We start from the raw sequence: 24,018 nt of genomic DNA on the forward strand, positions 1-24,018 counted from the left end.
TATGGATTCCCGCGTCCGCGGGAATGACGAAGGAGTATGCCGTCATCCTCGCTCTTACGCCGTCATCCTCGCGAACGACTGCATGGTCAATTTTGTTCCATACAAAATATGACATCCATGGTGGTCAGATGCAGGAGGTAGAACTCTTTAATTAGAAAGAGTGCAGGAGCAGTTATCGATGCGGGGATCCAGCCCTTGGCTCTAAGTCACTATTCTTTAAACTACCAAAAGACGTTAGTGTGGATTCCCGCGTTTGCGGGAATGACAGAAAGGGACGGGAATGACGCAACGCTGCGCTGACGGTGAACGGATTACGGAACGCTCGCAAGCTCACTCACCGTCAGGGAGCAGCCCGTTCCGTTATCCGTGAGTCACGCGGTGACGCTCCGTAGCCGCAAAGCGGCGTCCGTAGAAATAGAGTTAGCTGCTAGCCTAGAGCCACGTAGTGGCGTTCTAGAGCGAGCTTGCGGCCGAAGGCCGTCAGCGAAGCGCCCGCTTTACGCCGCTCTTACCGCATCTGCGATAAATTCGGCTTGAGTCTGGGTCATCAGATTATCCGTTGACTCCACCATCACTCGGATTAAAGGCTCAGTGCCGGACTTACGCAACAGTACGCGCCCTTGGTCACCTAATATCCCTTCCGCTTTTACCACTGCCTGCTTAACACTGTCTAAAGCCAAAATGCTGTCGGCACTGCCAGATGATAAACGCACATTAATAAGTACCTGCGGCAACTTGGTCATACCCGCTTTTATATCAGCCAAACGCTTGCCTGACTCTAAAATGGCTTTAAGTACCTGCAGGGATGCCACAATACCATCACCCGTTGAAGCGTGCTTTAAACTTAAAATATGTCCAGAACCTTCACCGCCCAGTTGCCAACCCGTTTCTTTAAGCTGCTCAACCACATAACGATCGCCAACCTTTGCAAGCACAAAGGGAATGCCCATTTGTTTAAGCGCCAGCTCTAAACCTAGGTTCGACATTAAAGTACCAACCACACCGCCAACCATTTCACCTTTTTGGAACGCAGCTTGCGCTAGGATAAATAAAATCTCATCACCATCAACCACATGGCCATTATGATCGACAAACATGACACGGTCAGCATCACCATCAAGCGCAATCCCTAAATCAGCTTCATGTACCATAACCGCAGTTTGCAAACTATCTAAATGCGTAGCCCCACAGTGATCATTAATATTCACCCCATTAGGCTTGTCATTAATGCTGATCACCTCAGCCCCTAACTCACGGTATACATTCGGCGCGATATGGTAGGCGGCGCCATGGGCGCTATCGACGACAATCTTTAACCCAGTCAAACTTAAATGATTCGGGAACGTTCCTTTGCAGAACTCAATATAACGGCCTGCGGCATCATCAATACGGCGCACTTTACCCAGCTTTTCCGAGGCAACACACTGCATCGCATTCTGGTTCAGCGCCTTTTCTAACAAGGCTTCGATTTCCAGTTCCTGCGCATCATTTAACTTAGTACCGAAATTAGAAAAGAACTTAATGCCATTATCGTAATAAGGATTGTGGGAGGCACTGATCACCACTCCAGCATCGGCGCGAAACGTCGACGCCAAATACGCCACCGCAGGTGTCGGCATAGGGCCAATCAAAGCCACATTCACGCCTGCCGCCCGAAAATCTCGCCTCCATTGCCGACTCAAGCATATAGCCACTAATACGAGTATCTTTACCAATCAGCACTTCTTTAGTGCCCGTTGACGCCAGCACAGTGCCAGCCGCTCAACCTAACTTCATCGCAAAATCGGGGGTAATTAGAAACTCACCGACCTTGCCACGCACACCATCGGTACCAAAATACTTCCTAGACATACAGCATCCTTAAAAACAGTTAGAAACGAAAAAAGCCAAATCAAACCTGATTTGGCTTTTTAAACATGACCAAAACTAAGAAACCAAAGTTACCACTTTAGCTTTAATATCAATAGGTTTAGACGATTTCTTTTGCTGCCACACTAGATCACAAATACCATCTGTTGGTGCGAATCCCGTCGGAGCCGAGAGCAAAATCTCGCGAATCGCCTCATGGTTAAATTCATGGCAAGCTTTATCTAAACGATTAAGGATTTGCTCTAATTGGGCCCAAGGTAGAAATGTCTCATTAGCCGTCATAATACGCTCATGATCTGTCCCTGTTACATCATCACCAATAAGCAGCTCCTCGTAGAGTTTTTCACCAGGGCGCAGGCCGCTAAACTCAATTGCAATATCACCATTGGGATGATCTTCATCTTTAACCTCAAAACCACTGAGGCGGATCATTTTAGTTGCTAGATCAACAATCTTGACAGACTTACCCATATCAAGCACAAACACATCGCCACCTTTGCCCATTGCCCCAGCTTGAATAACCAGCTGGGATGCTTCGGGAATGGTCATAAAAAAGCGGGTGATTTCAGGGTGCGTTACAGTAACAGGGCCACCATTGGCAATCTGTTTACGGAACAAAGGCACAACTGAGCCTGAAGAGCCAAGCACATTACCAAAACGCACCATACAAAAACGCGTTTGGTGCGACTCTTTCGATAGCGCCTGCAATGCCAGTTCGGCCATACGTTTACTGGTACCCATAATATTAGTGGGGCGCACAGCTTTATCGGTAGAAACCAAAACAAAGGTTTCAACTTTTGCAGCGATTGCCGCTCTAGCGGTATACAAGGTACCAAACACGTTATTGCGGACACCTTCCACCACATTATGCTCCACTAAAGGCACATGTTTGTAGGCGGCGGCGTGATAAACAGTTTGTACATTAAAGGCTTGCATTACTGCTTGGACACGATTTTCTCGCTGTACTGAACCCATAATAGGCAAGATTCTCACATCAATCCCCAAATCATGGGCAGTAGCAGAAAGCTCACGCTCAATGGAATACAAAGCAAATTCCGATAGCTCAAATAGCACTAGCTTTTTAGGCGACTGCTTTAAAATCTGCCGGCATAATTCAGAGCCAATAGAGCCCCCTGCTCCTGTCACCATCACCACTTTATTTTTGATATTAGCGGTCAATAGATTTTGTCTTGGTGCAACAGAATCACGGCCCAGTAAATCTTCGATTTCAACTTCTTTTACATCACTAAATAATTTATCCCCGCTAACAAGGTCTGCCATAGCGGGTAAGGTCATCACTTTTACCGTAAGTGGTTCAAGCTGATTGATAATCTCTTGCCTACGTGAACGCGAAGCACTCGGCATTGCAAGCAATACACGGGTAGTCGCTTCTTGCTTGATTAACTTACGTAGCTCTTGCGGCGCATGTACATGCAGACCTTGAATTACCGTACCTTGCAAAGTTTCATCATCATCAACAAAGGCAATAGGATGATATTCATGGCTTTGTGCAAGGGCGATTGCAGTTTGGCGACCACTGACACCAGCACCATAAATCACCACAGGTTCACCACGGCGATTCATTCCAGCCCCCACCAGCGAACGCATAAGCGATCTAGCCCCCCCAACAAAAACCAAAGCAAAAGCAGCATAAATAAAAGGTACAGTGCGAGGCAGACCAACCTCACCGTAGTAGGCAAGCAAAACCAATGCAATAGTAGACACCAGAACCCCAGCAACTATTGCGGTAAAAGCTTGCGAACCAATATAACGCAGTACAGCCCGATACAAGCCAAGCCTAATAAAGGCGGCAATACTGATAGGAATGGTTAAAGCAATTAGCCCCCAGTATTGGGCTTTAAGCAATACCTCAACCGAATCGAGACGCACCAATAGGGCAAACCAGAAGGCAAATAACAAAAACACTGAGTCTATCGCAACACTGACTAAACGCTTTTGCGACCGCTTTAACGAGAATAGATATTGCAAAAACTCCATCTTTTGCTCCAGTTTTTTTAAAAAATACATGAAATTAGATACTAACTATATAAATCAATTTAAAGGCTCTAAATCCTTAGCGGAGATGAGTATACATGAGATCATGAGTTACAGCTAAATACAAACATGAAGTAACTAATTTGGTTTAGCAGCATCACCACTACCACTTCCTGTAGCTGTCATAAGGATGTATTTAAAATAACGGCTTAAGGTTAAGGTATCGATCATTTGCTTGTCGGTCTGGGCTAGTAACTTAGGCGTAGACATATCAATATTTTGCACCTGCGCTAAACCAGTCACCCCAGGCAAAACATTGTAAATACCTAACGCATCACGCTCGGCAATCAAGTCTTCTTGGTTAAACAAATTAGGGCGTGGTCCCACTAAACTCATCTCACCTTTTAGCACATTAATTAACTGCGGCAACTCATCAATTTTAGTCTTGCGCAAAAAACCACCAAACCTAGTAATGGCTGTATTACTGGTAAGATGACTTGCAACCGATGCAGTATCCTTACTCATAGTACGAAACTTAACCAGTTTAAATGGTTTTTTATGTTTACCAACGCGAGTTTGGATAAAAATCGGTGAGCCAGTGTCAAACAGACCAATGATGGTGACGATTAATAATATTGGCCATAGAAATAACAAACCAAAAAATGCTGCGAGAAAATCAATTAAACGAATCATAAGTTTTATTTACCTGAATCACGTAGTGTAGCCATAGCTTGCTTCATAGTTAATGGCGGAGTCCAATCCAACACTTCCTTTATATTGGAAGAGTCAACTTGTAAACTACCATATAACTGCTCAATCATGGCAGACTTCCCCGTTAACTTACCCACTAATCTCATCAAACTAACTGGTATTGGCAATTGAAACGTCTTCTTATCTAACCCGTCAGCTATGGCGTTTGTAAACTGTTTTATAGACACCGTTTCCATATCTGATGCTAAAAATGTATGACCAGCGGCATTAGGGTGAGTTGCACAAGTGATAAGAAGATCTGCGAGATTTTGCACCGCAATAAAATCACGCTTATTGTTGGCAAGCCCAAAGGGTAACACAGGGAGTTTTTTTACAAGCTTGGTCAATAAACCAAAATTACCTGGGGCATTGGGGCCATAAACCAAAGTAGGACGGACAATAACAACTTCAAGACCAGTTTCAACAGCAAGTTTTTTTAAACCAACCTCAGCGCTATATTTTGACCGTGCGTAATAATTGTGAGGACGCTCTGACTCGTTAAATGTGAACGGTTTGTCACTAGTGAATGTGCCATTAACGCCAATAGAACTCACAAAAACAAACCGTTTAACTCCAGCATTAACAGCTTCTCTAGCTAAATGTAATGTTCCAAGAGTATTAACTGATTGATAATCTGATTGTGGGGTTTGTTTATTGTGTGCCAACCCTGCTATATGTATAACCGTTTCAACGTCATCAAAAGCATCCGCCCAATTAGTATTGGCATCAATTTTATTTACTAAAAATACATCATCTACATTCAATTTATCACTACATCTAGTAACACATCGAAAGTTTCCTTGATGGCGAATAACTTCACGACCTATAAACCCCGTAACACCTGTTACTAAAACTTTCATGCATCAAACCTTAACAAGTTTACGGGTTAATAAAGTAAACAACTTATAAGGTAACTTTAATGCTACTAGTGCTAAATTAGTTTTAATACCATTTTCTTTACAAGCCCTAACAACTTCCATGTTTTGATGAATACGCCACATTAACCCACTAGAACTAATTCCGCCTTCTCTCATTTTGACCGTGATAGCCGAAACTCGATTAATAACTACATTATTAACAATACATCGAGCAATAAATTCGAAATCAGCTGCAACCCGATAATCTAATTTATAAAGCCCACATTTTTTATATACATCCTTTTTCGCGTAAAAAGTTGGATGAGGCAACATAATTCCAAACTTTATCAATGATTTCTTAAACACTTTCGAGCTATAAAGCCTAGTTACCTTATCGGTATTCCCTGCTTGCACATAAACCAAATCTGAATATACAGCTTCAATATCACCGCGATTAAAACCGGCCATTAATGTAGAAACACTAGACTCAGAAGTAAAAAAATCATCAGAATTAAGGATGCCAACAACATCCCCAGTAGCCAATTCAATACCTTTATTCATTGCATCATAAAGACCTTTATCTGGCTCACTTATCACAGTGGCAAGACGATCTTGATACTCATTGACGATGTTGAGGGTATTATCTTTAGAAGCACCATCTACTATTATGTATTCAATGTTAGGATAATCCTGCAAAAAAACGGATTCGATAGTATCACGGATAGTCGCTGCGCTGTTATAACATACGGTAATGATAGAAACTTTCATCTCAGTTCAATAATCCTTTCACCGCGCTAAGAATAACCTGTACCAACTGCTGTGCTTCGGCTTGTTTGGCAGACTCAGCATAACAACGTAACTCCGGCGCATTACCTGAAGGACGCAAATGCACAATATCGCCATCAACAAACTGCATTCTTAAGCCATCTGTTTGATCGATACGTTGAATTTGACGAATCTCCAGGTCAAGCTTTGTAAGCAACTCTTCTGGTGACAACACGGCTGTTGCAATAAAGTCTTTACTCCACTGAGCCGGCACCTGCTGTAAACGATCACTGGCCGTATAACGTTGTGGCAGAGTTACTGTTAGATTAGACAGTGGCTGCTCACCAGCTAAGGCGAGTAATGCCAAACCAGGTAATAAAGCATCGCGAGTGGGTAAAGCTTTTAGCATCTTTCCAGCAACAGTTATATCTGAACCAAGTAAGAAACCGCCGTTGGCCTCAAAGCCAGCCACAAAACCATTCAGGTTAGCAAAAGCAGCAATAACGTAAGGAGAACCAATTTTAGTCCGCACAACTGAAGAAAATATTTCAGCCTTTTCTATGGCAGTATTACAACTCACTGGTACAGCAAGACTTTGAATACCTAAAGCTTTCGCACAAAGTAAACCAACAATATCACCTCGTAACCATTGACCATTTTCGTCAGCGATAAGTGGACGGTCGCCATCTCCATCGGTAGAAAAGATAGCATCGAAGCTATATCGCTTTGACCAATCCAAACCCTTTTGTTTATCTGCATCTGTAACAGCTTCAGTATCGATCGGCACAAAAGTATTTGTGCGATCTAACGAGGTAACCTCAGCTCCCAGCGCCTTAAAAACTCTATGATAAAGGTCTCTTCCTGCACTTGAATGCTCATAAATACCAATGCGTTTGCCTGCCAGCATCTGCTGGGGAAAAATATCAAGATAACGATTAATATAGTTGTCAGATGCAACAGAACTTGTGGCAGGCAGTTCAGCTATAAAGCTTATTTGCTCTTCAGAAACCGTAATGATCGCTTGTTCATCATCTTTAGTGATTTCACCATCAGGTCGATAAAATTTTAATCCATTGCGGTCAAATGGAATGTGGCTGCCAGTAACCATTATCGCAGGTACATTTTCCTGCATAGCCTGATAAGCCAATGCCGGTGTGGGCAATACACCATAATAATCAACAAAATAACCCATTGACTCTAAGACACCAGCGCAAGCCGCCGCCATTTGTGGACTGCTGGGTCTGTTATCAATGCCTATGGCAATCCGCTTAAAGCTGAAAGAGCGTTGCATCACATTGGCGAAACCTTGGGCAAAGGCGCCACATACTTGATCGGTAAAGTCCGTAACTAAACCTCTAGCACCACTGGTGCCAAAGGCAATACCACTTTCCGATAAAACTGAGCTGAGACTCGGCATAAACTACTTCCCTTCTACTCGTCCGTATCTATCTTCAAAACGAACGATATCGTCTTCACCAAGGTACGAACCGGATTGAACTTCAATCAGTTCTAAGTCCACTTTGCCAGGATTTTCTAGCGCATGAATGACACCTACAGGTATATAGGTAGATTGATTTTCTGTTAACAGAATATCCTTCTCACCGTTCGTCACTTTCGCCGTGCCTGAAACTACAATCCAATGCTCTGCACGATGATGGTGCATTTGTACCGATAACTTAGCGCCCGGTTTTACAGTAATCCGCTTAACCTGAAAACGATCTCCATTATCGATCGAGTCATACTTACCCCAGGGACGATATACTTCACGATGGAAAGTCACTTCTGAGCGCTGCTCAGATTTCAGCTGACCCACTATCGCTTTCACATGCTGTGATTGATCTTTATGAGCAACCAACACCGCATCCTTAGTATTAACAATCACTAAGTCCTCAACACCGACTGTTGTGACCAGCTTATTACCACCAAAAACTAAAGTGTTTTTGGTATCAACAGATTTAACATCGCCATTAAACACGTTGCCATCAGCATCTTTGGCAGAGACTTCCCATAAAGCTGCAAAACCGCCAACATCACTCCAACCGGCATCCATTGGCACTACCACAGCATCTTTTGTATGCTCCATTACGGCATAATCAATAGAATCGTCTGGACAGGCTTCAAACGCGGCTTTATCAATTCGAATAAAATCGCTGTCATTATTTTGAACTTGTATAGCAAGCTCGCAGGCTGAATAAATATCAGGGCGATAGGCTTTCAATTCAGAGAGATAACGACTAGCTTTAAATAAAAACATGCCACTATTCCAGTAATAATCCCCGCTTTTAATATACGCCTCAGCTGTAGTTAAATCTGGCTTTTCCACAAAACAGTCAACTACAAAACCTTCTTGATAAGTATCACCACGTTTAATATAACCGTAACCCGTTTCTGGCTTGTTGCCTACAATCCCGAAGGTCACTAACTTGCCAGCTAGTGCTAATTCTGTTGCCATACTTACTGAATGTTGAAATGCATCAACATCATCAATTACATGATCAGCAGCTAACACCAACAGTAAAGGATCTTGACCTAACTCAACCGCTTTAAAGGCCGCTAAAGCTATAGCCGGTGCAGTATTACGACCAACTGGCTCTAAAAAAATACCGCTATGCTTGACACCTAACTGCCTTACCTGTTCTGCGGCAATAAAACGATGTTCTTCATTGCAAATCAACATCGCTGGCGCATGGTCGATACCAGCCAACCGACTAATAGTGTTTTGCAGCATAGTAGCTTTGCCAGAAAGCGATAAAAACTGCTTAGGAAAATTGCCACGAGATAGAGGCCATAAACGGGTACCGGAGCCTCCGGCCATAATTACAGGTAAAATCATCATCAATCCTTAATTAAATCGGTAAAAGCATTATCAAAGTACCACTTAGTATGAATGTGTACTCTATCGTCAGACAGTAAACTTGGAACATCAACCCATTTATAACCGCCATGCTGAATGGCCAGGGGTAAATTATCTAACTGATTATCAAGCTTTAAATAATACGCAATTGCTACATAATGGGTTGTATTATCAGTCGTGGAAACATTGCCACTGAATGCACTATCACTAAAGACATTATCAGCATAAAAGTGGTCAAATGGACCGAGTAAACTGGCTTGCTCAATAGTAAATTCTTGTCCAAGTTCATCACGCGTTAAACGCTTAAAGGCATCTGCCAGCACTTCATTTTTTAATATGCGCCCACCAGGAACAAACCAATAGTCTTTAGCGGGTCGATTTAAACGCTTGCCCAGTAACACTTGGCCAACCGAATTAGTTACCACCAAATCAATAGAAACAAGTGGGGTACTTTTGATAACCGTCGAGAAGGTCGTTTGGTCCAAAAACATGAGCGTCTACTTCCTAAAATTATCTTGGTTGGCCAAGAACCATTGGTAAGTAGCCAGTAATCCCTGCTCTAAGGCTACCGAAGCCTGCCAACCTAAAGATCTTAAGCGTGATACATCCATCAATTTACGTGGCGCCCCATCGGGTTTAGAGGCATCGAATACAATTTCACCTTTAAAGCCAACCACCTTAGCCACCGTCTCAACCAACTCACGAATTGTACAATCAACACCGGTTCCAACATTAATGTGGCTTAACATGGGTGCAGTATTCGCAGAGTAAGTCGCTTGGTCTAAGTTCATCACATAAATTGAGGCTGCAGCCATATCATCAACGTGTAAAAATTCCCGCATCGGCGTACCTGATCCCCACGCCATCACCTGAGGCTCGCCGTTAAGTTTTGCTTCATGAAAGCGGCGCAGTAGCGCAGGAATAACATGGGAGTTTTCAGGATGAAAATTATCGTTCTCACCATACAAGTTGGTTGGCATCACTGAGCGGTAATTGCGGCCATATTGGCGATTGTAAGACTCGCACATTTTAATACCAGCGATTTTGGCAATGGCATAGGGCTCGTTCGTGGGCTCCAAGGTACCAGTTAACAATGCGCTCTCTGTCATTGGCTGGTTGGCAAGCTTTGGATAAATACATGATGAACCTAAAAACAATAAATCCTGCACGCCTGCAAGATGCGCACTATGGATAATGTTATTTTGAATAGTCAGGTTCTCATAGATAAATTCAGCAGGGTAAGTATTATTGGCAATAATGCCGCCCACTTTTGCTGCTGCAAGATAAACTTGGTCAATTTTTTCAGTTGCAAAAAATACCGCACCGCGGTTTGATCAAGCAGGTCAAGCTCATCACGCGTACGGGTCACAACGTTAACATCACAATTCCTTTGTAGTTGACGTACAATAGCAGACCCCACCATACCTCGATGACCAGCAACAAATATGTTTTTCATGTAAAAAACCCATCAAACAATAAAAATAAAAAAGCTGAGAGTGTACTCTCAGCCGAAGCACAATTAAGCGAGGTTACTCAACTGATACGCTAATATCGTAACCATGATGTTTAAGGATGGCATGTTGCTTTGCTTTATCCAGATCGTTTTGCACCATCTCGGCACACATTTCTTCAACCGTAATTTCTGGCACCCAGCCAAGCTTAGCTTTCGCTTTTGACGGATCTCCTAATAAAGTTTCAACTTCTGCCGGGCGGAAGTAACGAGGGTCAACCTTAACAATCACATCACCCACCTTAAGCGCAGGGGCATTATCGCCTTCAATTGCAATAACAGTGGCAATTTCATTCACCCCTTCACCACTAAATCCAAGGGTAATACCCAGCTCTGCCGCTGACATACGTACAAATTCACGTACCGAAATTTGCTTACCAGTAGCAATCACAAAATCTTCTGCTACGTCTTGCTGCAACATCATCCATTGCATACGCACATAGTCTTTAGCATGGCCCCAGTCACGAAGTGCGTCCATGTTTCCTAGGTATAAACATTTCTCTAACCCTTGGGAAATATTGGCAATAGCGCGAGTAATCTTACGGGTAACAAACGTTTCTCCACGACGTGGTGACTCATGGTTAAACAAAATGCCATTACATGCATATATACCGTAGGATTCACGGTAATTCACCACGATCCAATAAGCATACATTTTGGCTACGGCATAGGGAGAGCGCGGATAAAACGGAGTCGTTTCGCGCTGCGGAATCTCTTGCACAAGGCCATATAACTCAGAAGTTGATGCCTGATAAAAACGGGTCTTCTTCTCGAGCCCACAGATACGGATTGCTTCAAGTAACCGTAACGTCCCCATCGCATCGACATCAGCAGTGTATTCAGGTGATTCAAATGATACCGCAACGTGAGACTGGGCACCTAAATTGTATATTTCATCTGGTTGAATCTCTTGTACTAATCGTACCAAATTAGAGGTATCCGTTAAGTCACCATAGTGCAGGAAAAAATTAGGGTTAGATGCATGTCTATCTTGATAAATATGATCGACACGCTCCGTATTAAACGATGAAGCACGGCGTTTAATACCGTGAACTTCATATCCCTTTTCTAATAACAATTCTGCTAAATAAGAACCGTCTTGGCCAGTGATGCCTGTGATGAGTGCGACTTTATTGCTCATTTTATTTCCTGTGTTAAAAATTGATTTTCTATATCACTAATTATTTAGTAAGCAATTCGTTGTAAACCGCCAACGTTTCATCAAAACAGCGATCCCAAGAAAACTTGGCTGCTTGATCAAAACCGGCAGTAATTAATTGCTTTCGCATTGTTGGTAATTTTATCAAAGCTTTACTGAATGCGGCAACCGTTGCTTTATCCACCAAAATTGCGGCATCACTAGCCACTTCGGGAATGGATGAAACATTCACCGCAATAACCGGGCAACCAGCGCGCATAGCCTCAATAACCGGAATACCAAATCCTTCATAGCTTGAGGGATACAGCAACGCATAGGCTTGGTTATAAGTTTGATTCAGCTCTTCGTCACTTAAACGGCCAAGCCACCGATAACGGTTAGGCAAATGTACATCAAGGTGCTTTACTTCATTTTCATTAAGTTTGCCACCACCCACGATTTTCAGTTGTAAATTTGGCACAGTGGCAACCGATTCAACCGCTAACTTAAAGTTCTTGTAACCACTGCGTGCACCAACAAACACTACATCTTGGCTTTGTTCACTTGATACTCCATCGAGTGGATAATAACTCTCCGAAACACCGTTATGAATGACTCGAATTTTTTTCGGGTCAACCGGGCAATATTGCTGTAAATCTTTTGCCGTATTGTGCGATACACAGATCACTAAATCGCTGTTGCGAATTGCTCTATTTTTTTGCCATGAATGCACCCACTTAGCAGGGCCTTTGACAAATTTTTCATAAGTGAAGTCATGAACTGTTGTAACAATCTTAATGTTAGATTTATCATTCGGTGGCAATCTATAATAACTAGAATGAAAGACACCAGATTCATATAAAAAAGAGCAGTCTCTGTATCTATTTATTTTATTTATAGAACCCAAATCCAATACAATAAATTGTTTTCCAGAATCTACCATTCTCAAAATAATGTTATTGAAATAAACACTAATTCCACCACCTGATTGGAGATTGTAAATTATCGGATCAAATATAATCACTCACACCCTCACTTTCATGTTTTAGCTATAATAACTTTTTTCATGTCCATAGTTTTGTATAAAACGGCGAGCACGAATCCAACATAAATTGCGCTAACCGGTGACACGCCGTACAAACCGAAGTATGGAACAAGGAAGAGCAACAAATAAAATTTTGAAGTTCTCACAGTAATTTTAGATATCAAAAAAATAGACACTAATAAAAAACCAAAAATACCTACATTTATTATCAACCTACCAAATGGAACGTTCCATATAGCATATCTATTGATATTACCCACCTCAGAGCCAAAAGAGAATATGTGATCAGCATAATCAGGCAAAGATATTATCCTATACAACCCCATAGACCCAAGCCCAAATATCGAACCATACGTGTTAAATTCGAATAAATAATTTAAACTATCCATTGCAGAGACATATAAAGTATAATATTCCGAAAAAATAATCTGATATACATTTGGCAGTAGAGGATAAACAAAAAAGAAAAAAGAAAAACAAAAACACATTTAAAAGTAAAGCCGCATTAACTAAAACTCTATAGAAAATATATTTTGTGTTATAAGAATACATTACCAAACCGACGAAGAAAAAATAAGGAATTGCCCCCTTCCTTTGTGAAATAAGAGCCAATAAAAGAGCAATACTACAACAAATAAATAACTTGTGACGTTCCTTTTTTTTATCTATATCACTGCGAGAACTAACTAAAGTAAGAATACAAGCTGTCATAACACCAAAAAATAAGTATTCATCGCCAGCAAAGAAAATTTTCCATTGAAATCCGAATATTTCTCTTTGTATAACATGCTCCGATGGAAATAAAATCATTGCAACCATTTTTACAATCCAACAAAACATTGAAAAGTAGATTAAATTAATGATTCTGCTCTTATCAAAACTTACCACCAAACAAAAAAACCAATAGCAAAGATAAATGATCTTATATAAAAAAGAAAATAATTCCAATTTACCTCACCATAAAAAACAGATATAACTGTAGAAAACAACCCCAGAAAAAAACAAAATACAGAATCAAAATGCCTTTTAAATGCAAAAGATTACGCAAATAAAATGGAGAAATAAGTAATAATAGGATAGATAATAAATCTATCACTTTAATAGATGCAATTATATTTTTTGTGTAAACACTCGGATAAATTTCAGGTGTAATTCTATACAGTGCGTCTGGTATCGCATAAGTATTAGTACACATAACCAAAACCAAAATAATTGAAAAATGCCACTTCTTTTTTATAACAAGTAAAAAAACAAAACAATCAAAAATTGAATTTCAGGGAAATAAAAGAAATTAAATGAGCTGGCTACTGCAAAAATAACGGAGGTCAAATACCAGTTGAGATGAATCATTTTTTATCAACTATAATTTTATTGAGATTTTCACAAAAATTATCGAAGGAAAACCGTTTAAAATCTGAATATTTAAGATTGGATGAAATAGTTTCCAATAAAATATCTATATTAGTTTCTGACCATTGACGGATGTTCATATTAGAATCTATGACAACACCGGCTTCACCGCTATCAATTATTTCCATTGGACCTTCACCCTGTGCTGAAATAATATAACAACCATAGTACAATGCCTCAACCAATGCTAACCCGAATGGCTCATTTTCAGACATTGAGATTAAAAACTGACTTTGCTGCCACAACGGCCTGAGATCAGGCTTGTATCCATGATATGTTATTCGCGGATCAATATGACTCTGTTGAATTATCTCAGATTCCAACATCAAAGCATCTGGATCATTTTTATCTGGCCTACCACATATATGAAGAAACCATTTTTTATCAGCATTCAGGTCTGCTAGGATTTTAAATAACTCAATAACTTTATCAATTCTTTTCCATCTAGTAATTTGAGCGACACAAAGGCAGTGTACTTCATTCAGTTGTATATTCTTTTTAACTTCAACCGGCTGGTAGATTGTACAATTAGGAAAATAAATTGTATTTTTAACACCTATACTCTTTAATATATCAACCCTGGATTTAGTTATCACTAGGATTTTATCGACTAACAGCGAGATTATCCAACAAATAATTCTTGCTTTGACATTTTGAATTTTATGACTATCATGAAGATAAAAAAATGATCTATTTAATAACGCAACAGGCCAATTATTAACAAGTGACTCTATATCATTAAATATAAAAATCGCATCATTTTTTATCAAGCCACGTTTAAAAAAACATCTAAATCCAGCAATGAAATAAATAACTGAATTTAGCGGATTTGAAGATATTTTTTTTAAACATTTTGTTTTTCTTACTTCAAGACTAAAATCATTTTTATTTAAGACGAAATCTTCTGAGGCACAAGTTAAATAGACTCGATTATCTTTAGATAAGGTGTAAAGAGCCTTAGCTAAAATAAGCAACATTTTTTCAGCACCAGAGTAAATTTCAGAGGAACTATACAGATAAAATTTATTTGACATTATAAAACCACTTTTACTTTTTCTTTTATAAAGCAAAATAGCCTAGATTTTTTATTTAGATAAGTATATACAAGTGCCAGATACGCCATTAAATAGTTACCACCATTTTTTACTGAAACACATCTAACCTCCTTAAGTGTTTTGAGATAATCACTATCATGTACGCCACCCGCAACCATATAAGCCAAAGGATAATCAATCTTCCTTGCTTTGTGTGATGCTAAATAGCTCCTAAGTAACAAGTCATAATCCATCGCTCTTTTGAGATTTAGATCAAAATAACCTACATCAAAAAATATTTTTTTGCTTACAATGGTTGAAGGATGAAGAAATGGCATAACATATTTAATTTTTCGTTCGTAATTAGAAGCGGGAATTAGTAATGTCTCACGCCCCTGTTCAAGCCAGAACATATCACCATAAATTATCGATTCTTTATTAGTTTTTATAAATTCTAAAACTTGATTTATTGCATCCCCATTCAAATAATCACCAGCATTTATAAACCAAATATAATCCCCACTAGCAGCTTTCACCCCTTTATTAAAGGCATCACTGATTCCTGCATCTTTTTCTGATATAAAATAATCAAAATGATGCCGATATTGCTTATAAAGATCATGTGATAAATCTGTTGAACCACCATCAATAACGAGATACTCAACATGTGTGTTTTTCTGTGCAATAACACTTTTTATTGTATTTTCTAAACCTTCAGAATATGCATTGAAAGAAATTGTGATTATAGAAATTTTAGGTTTTTGCAACATGGCGATATGTTCTCAAATATTCTTTAGCAATAATCGAATTCATCCTGATTTGTCTACTTGCATTAGCAATAGTAAATTTATCGAAAGCTCTAGTATTTTCTTTCAAAGAAATTTTATTAGACAATTCGATAGGATCTACTTTTTCGATTAAGTATCCAACTTCATCATTATTAATTAGATCATTCATGCCCCCAATATTAAACGCAACACAAGGCGTACCACAGGCCAATGATTCAACTAGAGTATTAGGCAGATTATCTTGCAATGAGGGTGCAACAAAGAGGTCTGCCGAGTTATAAAGCAAACAGAGGCTGATATCGTCATATAGTCGCCCCATGTAATGGGTCTTGATCCCCGTCACTTGTTCAGCATCGCCGTGGCTGGCACCAAATACCACCAGTTCTATCTGATCGGCCTTCCCCTCTGTTTGCAACTGCTGCAGCGCAGGGATCAGCAGATGGTAACCTTTGCGTGGGTCCGAAGTACTTGACATGGCGCCAAACAGCAACAACTGCTTGTCTTGCGGCAATCCCAGTGCTTCACGGGCCAACTCTCTGGGCAGTGGGCGGTACACATTGTGATCGATACAGTTGCTGGTAACCGTCACTGGCAAGCCAGCAAACAGAGTGCTTTGCCGGACACAGTCGGCTAGCCAATGGCTGGGCGTTACTATCTGAAATGACTTGCCAGCCCAAGCCTTTTGCTTGCGCATAAAGGTCCAGCGATCGAGGTCCAGTCCGCTATGTAGCTCATTGCGACTATCGCGGCTATACCCCATTTTATAACGTTGCGATGGTTTATCATCGTCGTAATGCTCAGCCCCACTAAAGGCCCACATATCGTGCAGCGTCCAGACCACCGGTTGGCTAATACGACCGATTTCCCCCACCGACAGCATCTCCCCACCCAACCAATGAAGATTGACCACATCAGGAGCCAGCTTATCAACGTCTCGCAGCAGACCGGACGGTAAAAGGTTAAGTGAGTGATGTACCCAGTTCGGACTTTTTTGCAAACGTACAATATAACGACTTAATGCTGCGGACAGTTTGATAAGCAACCGCCGCATACCGGAGACAGTGTGCACGAAGGGATCATCCGAGCATTTATTTATCACCAGCATGTGGCTATCGAGACCCAAGCTACGCTGCGCCTGATGCAAACGAAAGGCGGCGCGTGCGGCACCACCATCCAGATCGCTATAGCAAATGTGGAGGATCCTCATGCCTTGACCTCCTGCAGTTTCGCCAACAACGCTGGGACGAAACTGAGCTGTTCCATGGAAATGGGCATGGCTGGAGGTGCATCCAGTGCTCTTTCTAGCGCAGTAAGTAATTCCTCAACCTTGAGATCTGTCATGCCCAGCAGGGGCGCACCAAAGCGCTCTGCCAGCGAGCGGACCTTGCCCTTACCTAGGGTGTAGTCCATTCCCACCGAGTTCACACCCAGCCCTAAGCCAAATACTAGCGAGTGGAAGCGCATGGCCAGCAGAGCATCAGCTGCCACGAACGCCTCACAATAGGGCAATGGTGCCATTTCCGGCCCCAGCAATGAATAATCCAGCACAGCTTCAAGCTTAGGTTGCTGGCGGAACAAGCGACGATAGAACCAGCGGTCATCTGACCCGAAGTGGTTGGTACACATAGGCAGTGGCCGGATCAACAGATTTGGTCGTTTGGCCGCCAGCAGACTCAACGCCTCCACGACCACCTTTTCATAGTTGTCGCGAATGGCCAACGCATGGGCAAGCGGGATATGACGCGCGTACTCCTGATAAGGGAAATCACGCAGCCCAAGCAACAGGATCTGGCGTTCGGGATCTAGCGTCTTGCTTGGCAATTGCCCAGCGATGCTGGCCAACCAGGTAAAGGCCGGATCTTCTGTCACCGGATCTTGCGCCACGTCTACACCAATCTGTTGCGCATAGTCACGTGAACGGGCATCCCGATAAACTCTGATATCTGCCAAGCGCAAGATGCTTGCAATGCTCTCATTATGCCAGACATCACCCAATGGCCCGACACCACAACCGGCTACGACAGTACGGGCTTGACCCTGCTTAGCACGCTCAAAGATAGCTTGCATTGGCGCCAGTGAATCAATTGCCATCAGAGGACCGCCACCAAACACCACATAGTCCATGTTGCGAGCAAGACCAATCCCCTCTTCAGGAGCCACAATCCGGGTGTTTCGAAATTCCGGCATCTGGCGGCGAGTCATTTCACTGATATAGGGAAAGAGGGCAACCACGACAAAGCGCGTATCTTCACCGAGTTGACGTCTTAGAACATGCATCACCCCACCGATAATCCCTTTGTCACCGAGGGTTTCGGTTCCATACCAGCCACAAATAAGTACCTGCTTGACTGCAACGGATGCCAGCGGCAAATCACTTTGTGTGCGATAATACTGAAGCTGTTTGCTGTATCCACGGCGTTGACGTAAACGGTTGAGTACTGTAAATCCAGGCATTTGGCGCAATCTTTTTTTTAGTCCGACACGTTCCTCAATACGTGATAACACCATTTGGCGATAAACCGCAGGGCTGGGAAGGCCAACGTAATCGTGGTGACAATTGGCGCATTCATTGGCAATGATTTCTTCCAAATGTGGTTTATTGTCAAAATAAGCCTTTAAAGGATCACCATCTGCAATATTGTTCATAAGGGCTTTACTCTTGACGGCACAATATGCAAGTTCACCTTTCGCAGTAATGGTTGCACCACGATGCTGCCAGTCACAACCAGCCGCTCTCGGTTTATCATGCAAAATTTGATCAATTAAAGAACGATAAAAGAATCGTTGTAATGGGCTCGGTTCGTAATACTTAATTAGACCCTCAAGAAATTCGACAAACTCGTATTTCTCTTCAAAAGTCAGTGCATAGGGATCGAGTAAATTTTCCGTATAGAGGCGCTGATGCGGTACCCCTTGACGATACTTGATATATAAGCCTCTACTAACACAAAACTCAAAAAGATCGGCTAGATGGAATACATTCTCACGAATGACGGTACAACCAATTCTGACGTTATCCACTTGATCAAAGTCGCTGAGAAATGCCAAAACTTTTTTAGCATTCTCAAAGTTACCAGTGCGACCACGGACTCGATCATGGACTTCTTCAAATCCATCTAATGAAACCATTACATCAAAATACTTACCTCTAGCTTTGACAAGCTTACCTATTTTTTCTATTTGCTCAATCACTTGCATATATTTATAAGCATTAGTGATCAACGATATCTGTTTAAGATTAGGTAGTTGATTAAGAGCCACTTCTACCAGCTCGATCAAATCATCACGCAGAGTCGGCTCACCACCATTAAAACCTATTCCTTCTACACTGCGAAATAATTCGCTACTCAACCCCTTACGTAGATCATCTACCGAAATATCATTACTTTTTTATTTTCCCAAATTCGGCACATCTGGCAACGAGAATTACAAATGTCATTAACTGGAAACTGGATTACTATTGGTCTCTCTAATTCTTTACTGTGACCAATAAATGAGTTGCGTACTTGTTGATAGAATGATTTGAGCTTCATGAGATAATTATTTCCGTTCACGGACAAAATGATAAAGATGTGTTGGTATAAAAGCCCCGCTCTTAAGCCAGAACATGGGTCTAAGTTGAGGATGCAGAAAATCATAAAAGTAGAAAGCTGCACTTAATCCAGCCACGGTTGCAATAGCAGATCCTGTAACTCCGTAGATGGGTATTAATGTCCAATTTGTTATTGCACTAACTGCCAAACCAAATAAATTACGTTGCAAATTTAGTTTTAATTTTTTTTCTGCAACTAGCCAAGAACCAGATGTGAGCCCCATACACAAGAAAATACCACCCCAAGTGTGTAGCACAATAACATTCGCACTTTCAGCATAAGTAGGGCCAAATAGTAAAGAAACGATCCAATCTGCTGTTAGGCTGAAAAAAATGGCCACAACAAAAGATAGCGTTACTAAAAAAGACATTAACATTTTAATACCTTCGAAATAATTTTCGTAAGATGAACTGCGTAATGAAACTAATTTAGGGAATGTTGTTGCAATAATAACTGATGGTAAAAAATACCAAGCCTCTGTAATTCTAGTCGCAGCTGAATAAATCCCGACACTTGCATCACCAGCAAGCCATTGTAAGAAAATCTGATCGAGACGCATAAACAGTATTGCACCAAATCCCGCTATTATTTCAGGCCAAGACTCTTTGACTAGGTCTAGACCTCGTTGAACATTTATCTGCTTTGGTGCCAATTTTAATTTATGCCTGCGGATAAAAAATAGATAAAAAAACAAAGCTACTAGTAAATACTCAATCATTACTAGCCAAATGAAAGCTTCAACCCCACCACCTAGCATGATGACGCCAACTTTCAACAATGAAACAATAAAAAAAGTAGCTAACCGACAGAGACTGATACGTTTAAAATCAGAAATCCCTTGCGCATAAAAATCAAAGACATCAAAAGAGATAAAAAACAATGATGCGAAAACGACTGCTATAAAAAGTAATTCCTCAGACCAAATTAATGAGCTCACGGCGATCGCCGTTATCCAAAGAGTTAAAGATACAAAAAGTCTTAAATATAAAGCAGTAACAACTGTGTTCTGACCAAAAAATTTATCACCTATGTGGTTCGCAACCTCTCGCACAATAATGCGATTAAGCCCAAGCGAACTGAGCACAGAAGCAATAGATAACAATGAAATGTAAAAATTTAGTTGACCAAATCCCTCTGGTCCCAAATTTCTTGCCATTAAACTACTTATTAACACACCAATAACTAGACGACTGCTTTTTTCAAGAAGCATCCAAAGAGTATTTTTAAAAACATTGCTTTTCAATATATTATCTCTCGATTGAAATACAGCTTATAATTATCAATCAAAAACAGATGATTCTAAAAATGATATCAGTAAATATCAACTTCACCAACATTATTGCAATTAGAACTCATATCCTGATCCAAATAACAACCAGTGACAAGCCAAGATAAATTGGAACCCAACTTACTGACAGAGTATTACTTCATCGTCACGTTAAAAGATATATTTTATAACCTGTCATTATGTAATTAAAGTCTTTTCTAATCACGTCACGGTAGTAATCGTGCTCATCATGAGATGATATTGTTTTTTCGATTCTATTTAAATTTTAAAATTAATTTTTTATAATAGCTTATCTTCAATTTATATTAATTTAGCCCACCAATGTTATTAGAAAATTTTTTTGCCAATGACATGGTCATACTAACCTGAAATAGTGACTCCAAAAAGCCAGTTAAAAATACCATTAGAGTACAAAAAGTTTCTCATGAAATGATTTCATTACTTTAACAAATAAATCACCTTGAAAAATCATAACACTGAACCAATTGATTTATTTACAAATTCCGCACTTACAATCACTAAAACAAACAAACAAACAAACAAACAAACCATTTAAAATCAATAACTTCGTTGCAATCACTTACCAATACTAGATTTTTTATTTAATTTTATTGTTTCATCTATGTTATTTTGTACTGTAATATTTTTCCATTGAATAGTTATTAGCTAAAGCATAAAAGTTATTAAACAATAACCACTCTTTTACTCAACGTCGCAGATAGTCACCGCTTTGCACATTCGTAACCCAAGTCTGGTTATCCAGATACCACTGCACAGTTTTGCGAATACCACTCTCAAAGGTTTCGCTAATTAAGCTCAGTACTCATCTTGCTGGCGTAGCGGTGCTCGTGGCCTGGACGGTCGGCTACTTTAATGATGAATATTGAGTGTTGAGTGAATATCCTCGTTCGTATATCAGAACTAGTTCATCCAAAATTGACCTGATAGTTTTCACTACCTCAATATTTTGTTTTCATTATGGCCGCCAATATTATAAATTTCACCAATTTGCCCTAGTTAAGTACTTTGTGTAGCATGTAAGCATGGTCTTCGATATATAACCAATCGCAGATTTGATCACCTCTACCGTAAATAAGTAGTGCCTTCCCATCGAGTGCATTAAGTATATTACTAGCGGGATAAGCTTTTCAGGGAAGTGAAAAAGGCCCGTTGTTATTTGATCATTTAGTGATAATCATCGGAAAGCCATAAGTGCGAAGCCAAGCACGAACTAAGTGGTCACTCGATGCTTTGGATGCAGAATATGGGCTGCGAGGTGCGTAGGAGGTCGTTTCTGTACACAGTGGTAATTCTTGATTTACAACTTGGCTTTCTTGCTCATCTTGGTATGGCAAATCACCATAGACTTCATCGGTTGAAATATGGTGAAAGCGAAATGCAGCTTTACGCTCAGCATTGAGTTGCATCCAATAATGGCGGGCGGCTTCGAGTAGCGTGTAAGTACCAACAATATTGGTCTGAATAAAATCAGAAGGACCAGTAATTGAACGGTCAACATGTGACTCTGCAGCAAGATGCATTACTGCATCAGGTTGATGCTGTACAAATACCCTACCAAGCTCTACTCGATCACAAATATCTACTTGTTCGAAGGTATAACGAGAGTTATTGCTAATCGAAATCAATGATTCTAAGTTGCCCGCATAAGTCAATTCATCAACGTTAATTACGCTATCTTGAGTGTTGCTGATAATATGACGAACGACTGCTGAGCCTATAAAGCCGGCGCCGCCTGTGACTAGAATTTTCATATTTACTACCAAATCGATTAATCTAACCACGCAAAATGCGTTAACTTAGAGGGAAAAATAAGGATAATTTGCATATTTTCATCTCAACCTTCCAAACCAAGCTGAGACGCTTTTCATCCATTTTGAGACAGCTGTATTTCGCCATCCTTTGTAAAACCTAGATTTTACTGTTTTTCTTCAAACTGGTCCCAATAGGTACCTCTCCCAGAAGCAAACTCTTAAAGCAAGATCCCCGCATCGATAACTGCTCCTGCGTTATTGTCTTATTAATGCTGGATCCCCGCGTTCGCGAGAATGACTGCTAAAGGGCGAGGATGACGGATAACAGAAAGGTTCTAGGCCCTAGAATCTAGGTTCTAGATTTTCTTCTTTTCTGAAAAAATGCCTTACTAGCACTAACATTCCCCCCAGCATGCCGCCGAGCATAGTGCCTAGTACGCATATTAGTGCACGTTTAGGTTTAGCCTTTTCTTCGGGCGCTAAGGCGGGGTCGATAGTCTTAAACACATATTCATCGCGTACTTCGGCAAACATAATGGTTTTAGCTTGTTCTTCCACTAACTTATAAAGAATCGCTTTAATATCGGCGACATTGGTTAAGGCAATTTGCTTATTTAAAAATTCGCTGCTGCGATTGGCTTCAGCTACGTCACGCTCTTTCATCACTTTATTAATATCTTCAATTAACCAAGTAACCCATTGCTCTGCAGTAGTCGGAGATAGATGTTCTACAGATAGTGTTACCATTCCAGTGTCTTTGGCCGAGTTTACAGCAATAATTTTGCTAAAAACTTTATAGGCTTCCTGCATTGATGGCTCGCTCTTTAATGGCGCTTTAACTTCACGTACCCAAGAATTAGTTTGATCATTATATAGTTTAGGATCATAGATCAATTTATCGGCATCTCTATCCCATTTTTTAGCGGCCATTAAATCAGCGAGAATATTATGTTTTTGAATAAAATCACTGGTAAATTGGCGTGATTTTAACACCTCAATGGCAAGCAGTGTTTTATCCGTACCAGCGCTTTTGCCGCGCAAATTTACTCCTGCAAAGCTGGCTAAGCCTCCAAACTGAGAGGCCAATGCACTTAAGCCACCGCCTTGTTCTTCAGCAGCAGGGGCTAGTAGGGCTTCGGATTTATAGATATTTGGCTGTTTTATCGCAAATATGACTGCACCAATTGCAAATATGGCAGTGATTGCCAAAATCAACCATTTGCCTTGCCAGATGACGGAAAAAAGCTCGCGAAGATCGATTTCGTCTTCTTGCACTTGAGGAAACCTTGCGTCGGATTGGTATGTGTTTGGATTTTGAGTAATTTGTGTGTTCATTGGTTCTTCAGGTTC

Annotated in this window: 16 protein-coding genes and 3 pseudogenes; all 19 read right to left on the reverse strand. The window is 40.8% G+C overall.

Translation table 11 applies throughout. The annotated features are described in order from the left end of the window. Positions 1-497: 497 nt before the first annotated feature. The 19 genes and pseudogenes from glmM to SOHN41_RS12855 all read right to left on the reverse strand — a co-directional run bounded on the left by glmM (position 498) and on the right by SOHN41_RS12855 (position 24,003). Positions 498-1,851: pseudogene (glmM, locus tag SOHN41_RS12760) on the reverse strand (phosphoglucosamine mutase). Between the two features lie 75 nt (positions 1,852-1,926). Then, on the reverse strand, positions 1,927-3,867 hold the full coding sequence (locus tag SOHN41_RS12765; RefSeq protein WP_007649583.1) for a polysaccharide biosynthesis protein: 1,941 nt from the start codon (positions 3,865-3,867) through the stop codon (positions 1,927-1,929). 135 nt (positions 3,868-4,002) lie between these two features. Further along, the gene (locus SOHN41_RS12770) at positions 4,003-4,557 is read right to left on the reverse strand and encodes a sugar transferase (RefSeq protein ID WP_007649588.1); all 555 of its coding nucleotides are present in this window, start codon (positions 4,555-4,557) and stop codon (positions 4,003-4,005) included. A 5-nt stretch (positions 4,558-4,562) separates the two neighbouring features. Next, complete coding sequence (locus SOHN41_RS12775; protein ID WP_007649592.1) at positions 4,563-5,474, reverse strand: NAD-dependent epimerase/dehydratase family protein; 912 nt, start codon at positions 5,472-5,474, stop codon at positions 4,563-4,565. A gap of 3 nt (positions 5,475-5,477) precedes the next feature. After that, complete coding sequence (locus SOHN41_RS12780) at positions 5,478-6,239, reverse strand: glycosyltransferase family 2 protein (RefSeq protein ID WP_007649594.1); 762 nt, start codon at positions 6,237-6,239, stop codon at positions 5,478-5,480. A gap of 1 nt (position 6,240) precedes the next feature. Beyond that, positions 6,241-7,653, reverse strand: coding sequence for a phosphomannomutase (locus SOHN41_RS12785; protein WP_007649597.1), 1,413 nt, complete (start codon positions 7,651-7,653; stop codon positions 6,241-6,243). A gap of 3 nt (positions 7,654-7,656) precedes the next feature. Further along, complete coding sequence (locus tag SOHN41_RS12790) at positions 7,657-9,069, reverse strand: mannose-1-phosphate guanylyltransferase/mannose-6-phosphate isomerase (protein ID WP_007649598.1); 1,413 nt, start codon at positions 9,067-9,069, stop codon at positions 7,657-7,659. Between the two features lie 2 nt (positions 9,070-9,071). After that, on the reverse strand, positions 9,072-9,581 hold the full coding sequence (locus SOHN41_RS12795; RefSeq protein ID WP_007649599.1) for a GDP-mannose mannosyl hydrolase: 510 nt from the start codon (positions 9,579-9,581) through the stop codon (positions 9,072-9,074). A 6-nt stretch (positions 9,582-9,587) separates the two neighbouring features. Further along, positions 9,588-10,546, reverse strand: a pseudogene (gene fcl, locus SOHN41_RS12800) (GDP-L-fucose synthase). A 73-nt stretch (positions 10,547-10,619) separates the two neighbouring features. Then, the gene (gene gmd / locus SOHN41_RS12805; protein WP_007649603.1) at positions 10,620-11,741 is read right to left on the reverse strand and encodes a GDP-mannose 4,6-dehydratase; all 1,122 of its coding nucleotides are present in this window, start codon (positions 11,739-11,741) and stop codon (positions 10,620-10,622) included. 40 nt (positions 11,742-11,781) lie between these two features. Then, positions 11,782-12,762 carry a glycosyltransferase family 4 protein gene (locus tag SOHN41_RS12810; protein WP_037459075.1) on the reverse strand — a complete coding sequence of 327 codons (981 nt, stop codon included), beginning with the start codon at positions 12,760-12,762 and terminating at the stop codon, positions 11,782-11,784. 402 nt (positions 12,763-13,164) lie between these two features. Continuing rightward, complete coding sequence (locus tag SOHN41_RS12820) at positions 13,165-13,602, reverse strand: hypothetical protein (protein WP_037459079.1); 438 nt, start codon at positions 13,600-13,602, stop codon at positions 13,165-13,167. Between the two features lie 527 nt (positions 13,603-14,129). Further along, positions 14,130-15,227, reverse strand: a complete 1,098-nt coding sequence (locus SOHN41_RS12825; protein WP_007649607.1) for a glycosyltransferase family 4 protein — start codon at positions 15,225-15,227, stop codon at positions 14,130-14,132. Beyond that, positions 15,227-15,997 carry a glycosyltransferase family 2 protein gene (locus SOHN41_RS19635; protein ID WP_007649608.1) on the reverse strand — a complete coding sequence of 257 codons (771 nt, stop codon included), beginning with the start codon at positions 15,995-15,997 and terminating at the stop codon, positions 15,227-15,229. Before SOHN41_RS19635 ends, SOHN41_RS12825 begins: the two co-directional genes overlap by 1 nt. Next, positions 15,981-17,222, reverse strand: a complete 1,242-nt coding sequence (locus tag SOHN41_RS12835; protein ID WP_007649610.1) for a glycosyltransferase — start codon at positions 17,220-17,222, stop codon at positions 15,981-15,983. The genes SOHN41_RS19635 and SOHN41_RS12835 overlap by 17 nt, the downstream gene beginning before the upstream one ends. Continuing rightward, the gene (locus tag SOHN41_RS12840) at positions 17,219-19,366 is read right to left on the reverse strand and encodes a polysaccharide pyruvyl transferase family protein (protein WP_007649612.1); all 2,148 of its coding nucleotides are present in this window, start codon (positions 19,364-19,366) and stop codon (positions 17,219-17,221) included. Before SOHN41_RS12840 ends, SOHN41_RS12835 begins: the two co-directional genes overlap by 4 nt. Positions 19,367-19,555: 189 nt before the next feature. Further along, entirely contained in the window at positions 19,556-20,851 is a 1,296-nt protein-coding gene (locus SOHN41_RS12845; protein ID WP_007649615.1) for a flippase, read from the reverse strand. Positions 20,852-21,909: 1,058 nt separating this feature from the next. Beyond that, a pseudogene (locus SOHN41_RS12850) lies at positions 21,910-22,668 on the reverse strand (GDP-mannose 4,6-dehydratase). Positions 22,669-23,010: 342 nt separating this feature from the next. Beyond that, positions 23,011-24,003 (reverse strand): Wzz/FepE/Etk N-terminal domain-containing protein, encoded by a 993-nt coding sequence (locus SOHN41_RS12855; protein ID WP_037459083.1) that lies wholly within the window; start codon positions 24,001-24,003, stop codon positions 23,011-23,013. Positions 24,004-24,018: the final 15 nt, after the last annotated feature.

The sequence above is a fragment of the Shewanella sp. HN-41 genome, from assembly GCF_000217915.1.
GTDB lineage: Bacteria > Pseudomonadota > Gammaproteobacteria > Enterobacterales > Shewanellaceae > Shewanella.

What these genes read in the sequence shown, in the direction of transcription:
- SOHN41_RS12765 (WP_007649583.1), bottom strand. Translation starts at nt 3,867, where the DNA reads ATGGAGTTTTTGCAATATCTATTCTCGTTAAAGCGGTCGCAAAAGCGT.
- SOHN41_RS12770 (WP_007649588.1), bottom strand. Translation starts at nt 4,557, where the DNA reads ATGATTCGTTTAATTGATTTTCTCGCAGCATTTTTTGGTTTGTTATTT.
- SOHN41_RS12775 (WP_007649592.1), bottom strand. Translation starts at nt 5,474, where the DNA reads ATGAAAGTTTTAGTAACAGGTGTTACGGGGTTTATAGGTCGTGAAGTT.
- SOHN41_RS12780 (WP_007649594.1), bottom strand. Translation starts at nt 6,239, where the DNA reads ATGAAAGTTTCTATCATTACCGTATGTTATAACAGCGCAGCGACTATC.
- SOHN41_RS12785 (WP_007649597.1), bottom strand. Translation starts at nt 7,653, where the DNA reads ATGCCGAGTCTCAGCTCAGTTTTATCGGAAAGTGGTATTGCCTTTGGC.
- SOHN41_RS12790 (WP_007649598.1), bottom strand. Translation starts at nt 9,069, where the DNA reads ATGATTTTACCTGTAATTATGGCCGGAGGCTCCGGTACCCGTTTATGG.
- SOHN41_RS12795 (WP_007649599.1), bottom strand. Translation starts at nt 9,581, where the DNA reads ATGTTTTTGGACCAAACGACCTTCTCGACGGTTATCAAAAGTACCCCA.
- gmd (WP_007649603.1), bottom strand. Translation starts at nt 11,741, where the DNA reads ATGAGCAATAAAGTCGCACTCATCACAGGCATCACTGGCCAAGACGGT.
- SOHN41_RS12820 (WP_037459079.1), bottom strand. Translation starts at nt 13,602, where the DNA reads ATGGTTGCAATGATTTTATTTCCATCGGAGCATGTTATACAAAGAGAA.
- SOHN41_RS12825 (WP_007649607.1), bottom strand. Translation starts at nt 15,227, where the DNA reads ATGTCAAATAAATTTTATCTGTATAGTTCCTCTGAAATTTACTCTGGT.
- SOHN41_RS19635 (WP_007649608.1), bottom strand. Translation starts at nt 15,997, where the DNA reads ATGTTGCAAAAACCTAAAATTTCTATAATCACAATTTCTTTCAATGCA.
- SOHN41_RS12835 (WP_007649610.1), bottom strand. Translation starts at nt 17,222, where the DNA reads ATGAGGATCCTCCACATTTGCTATAGCGATCTGGATGGTGGTGCCGCA.
- SOHN41_RS12855 (WP_037459083.1), bottom strand. Translation starts at nt 24,003, where the DNA reads ATGAACACACAAATTACTCAAAATCCAAACACATACCAATCCGACGCA.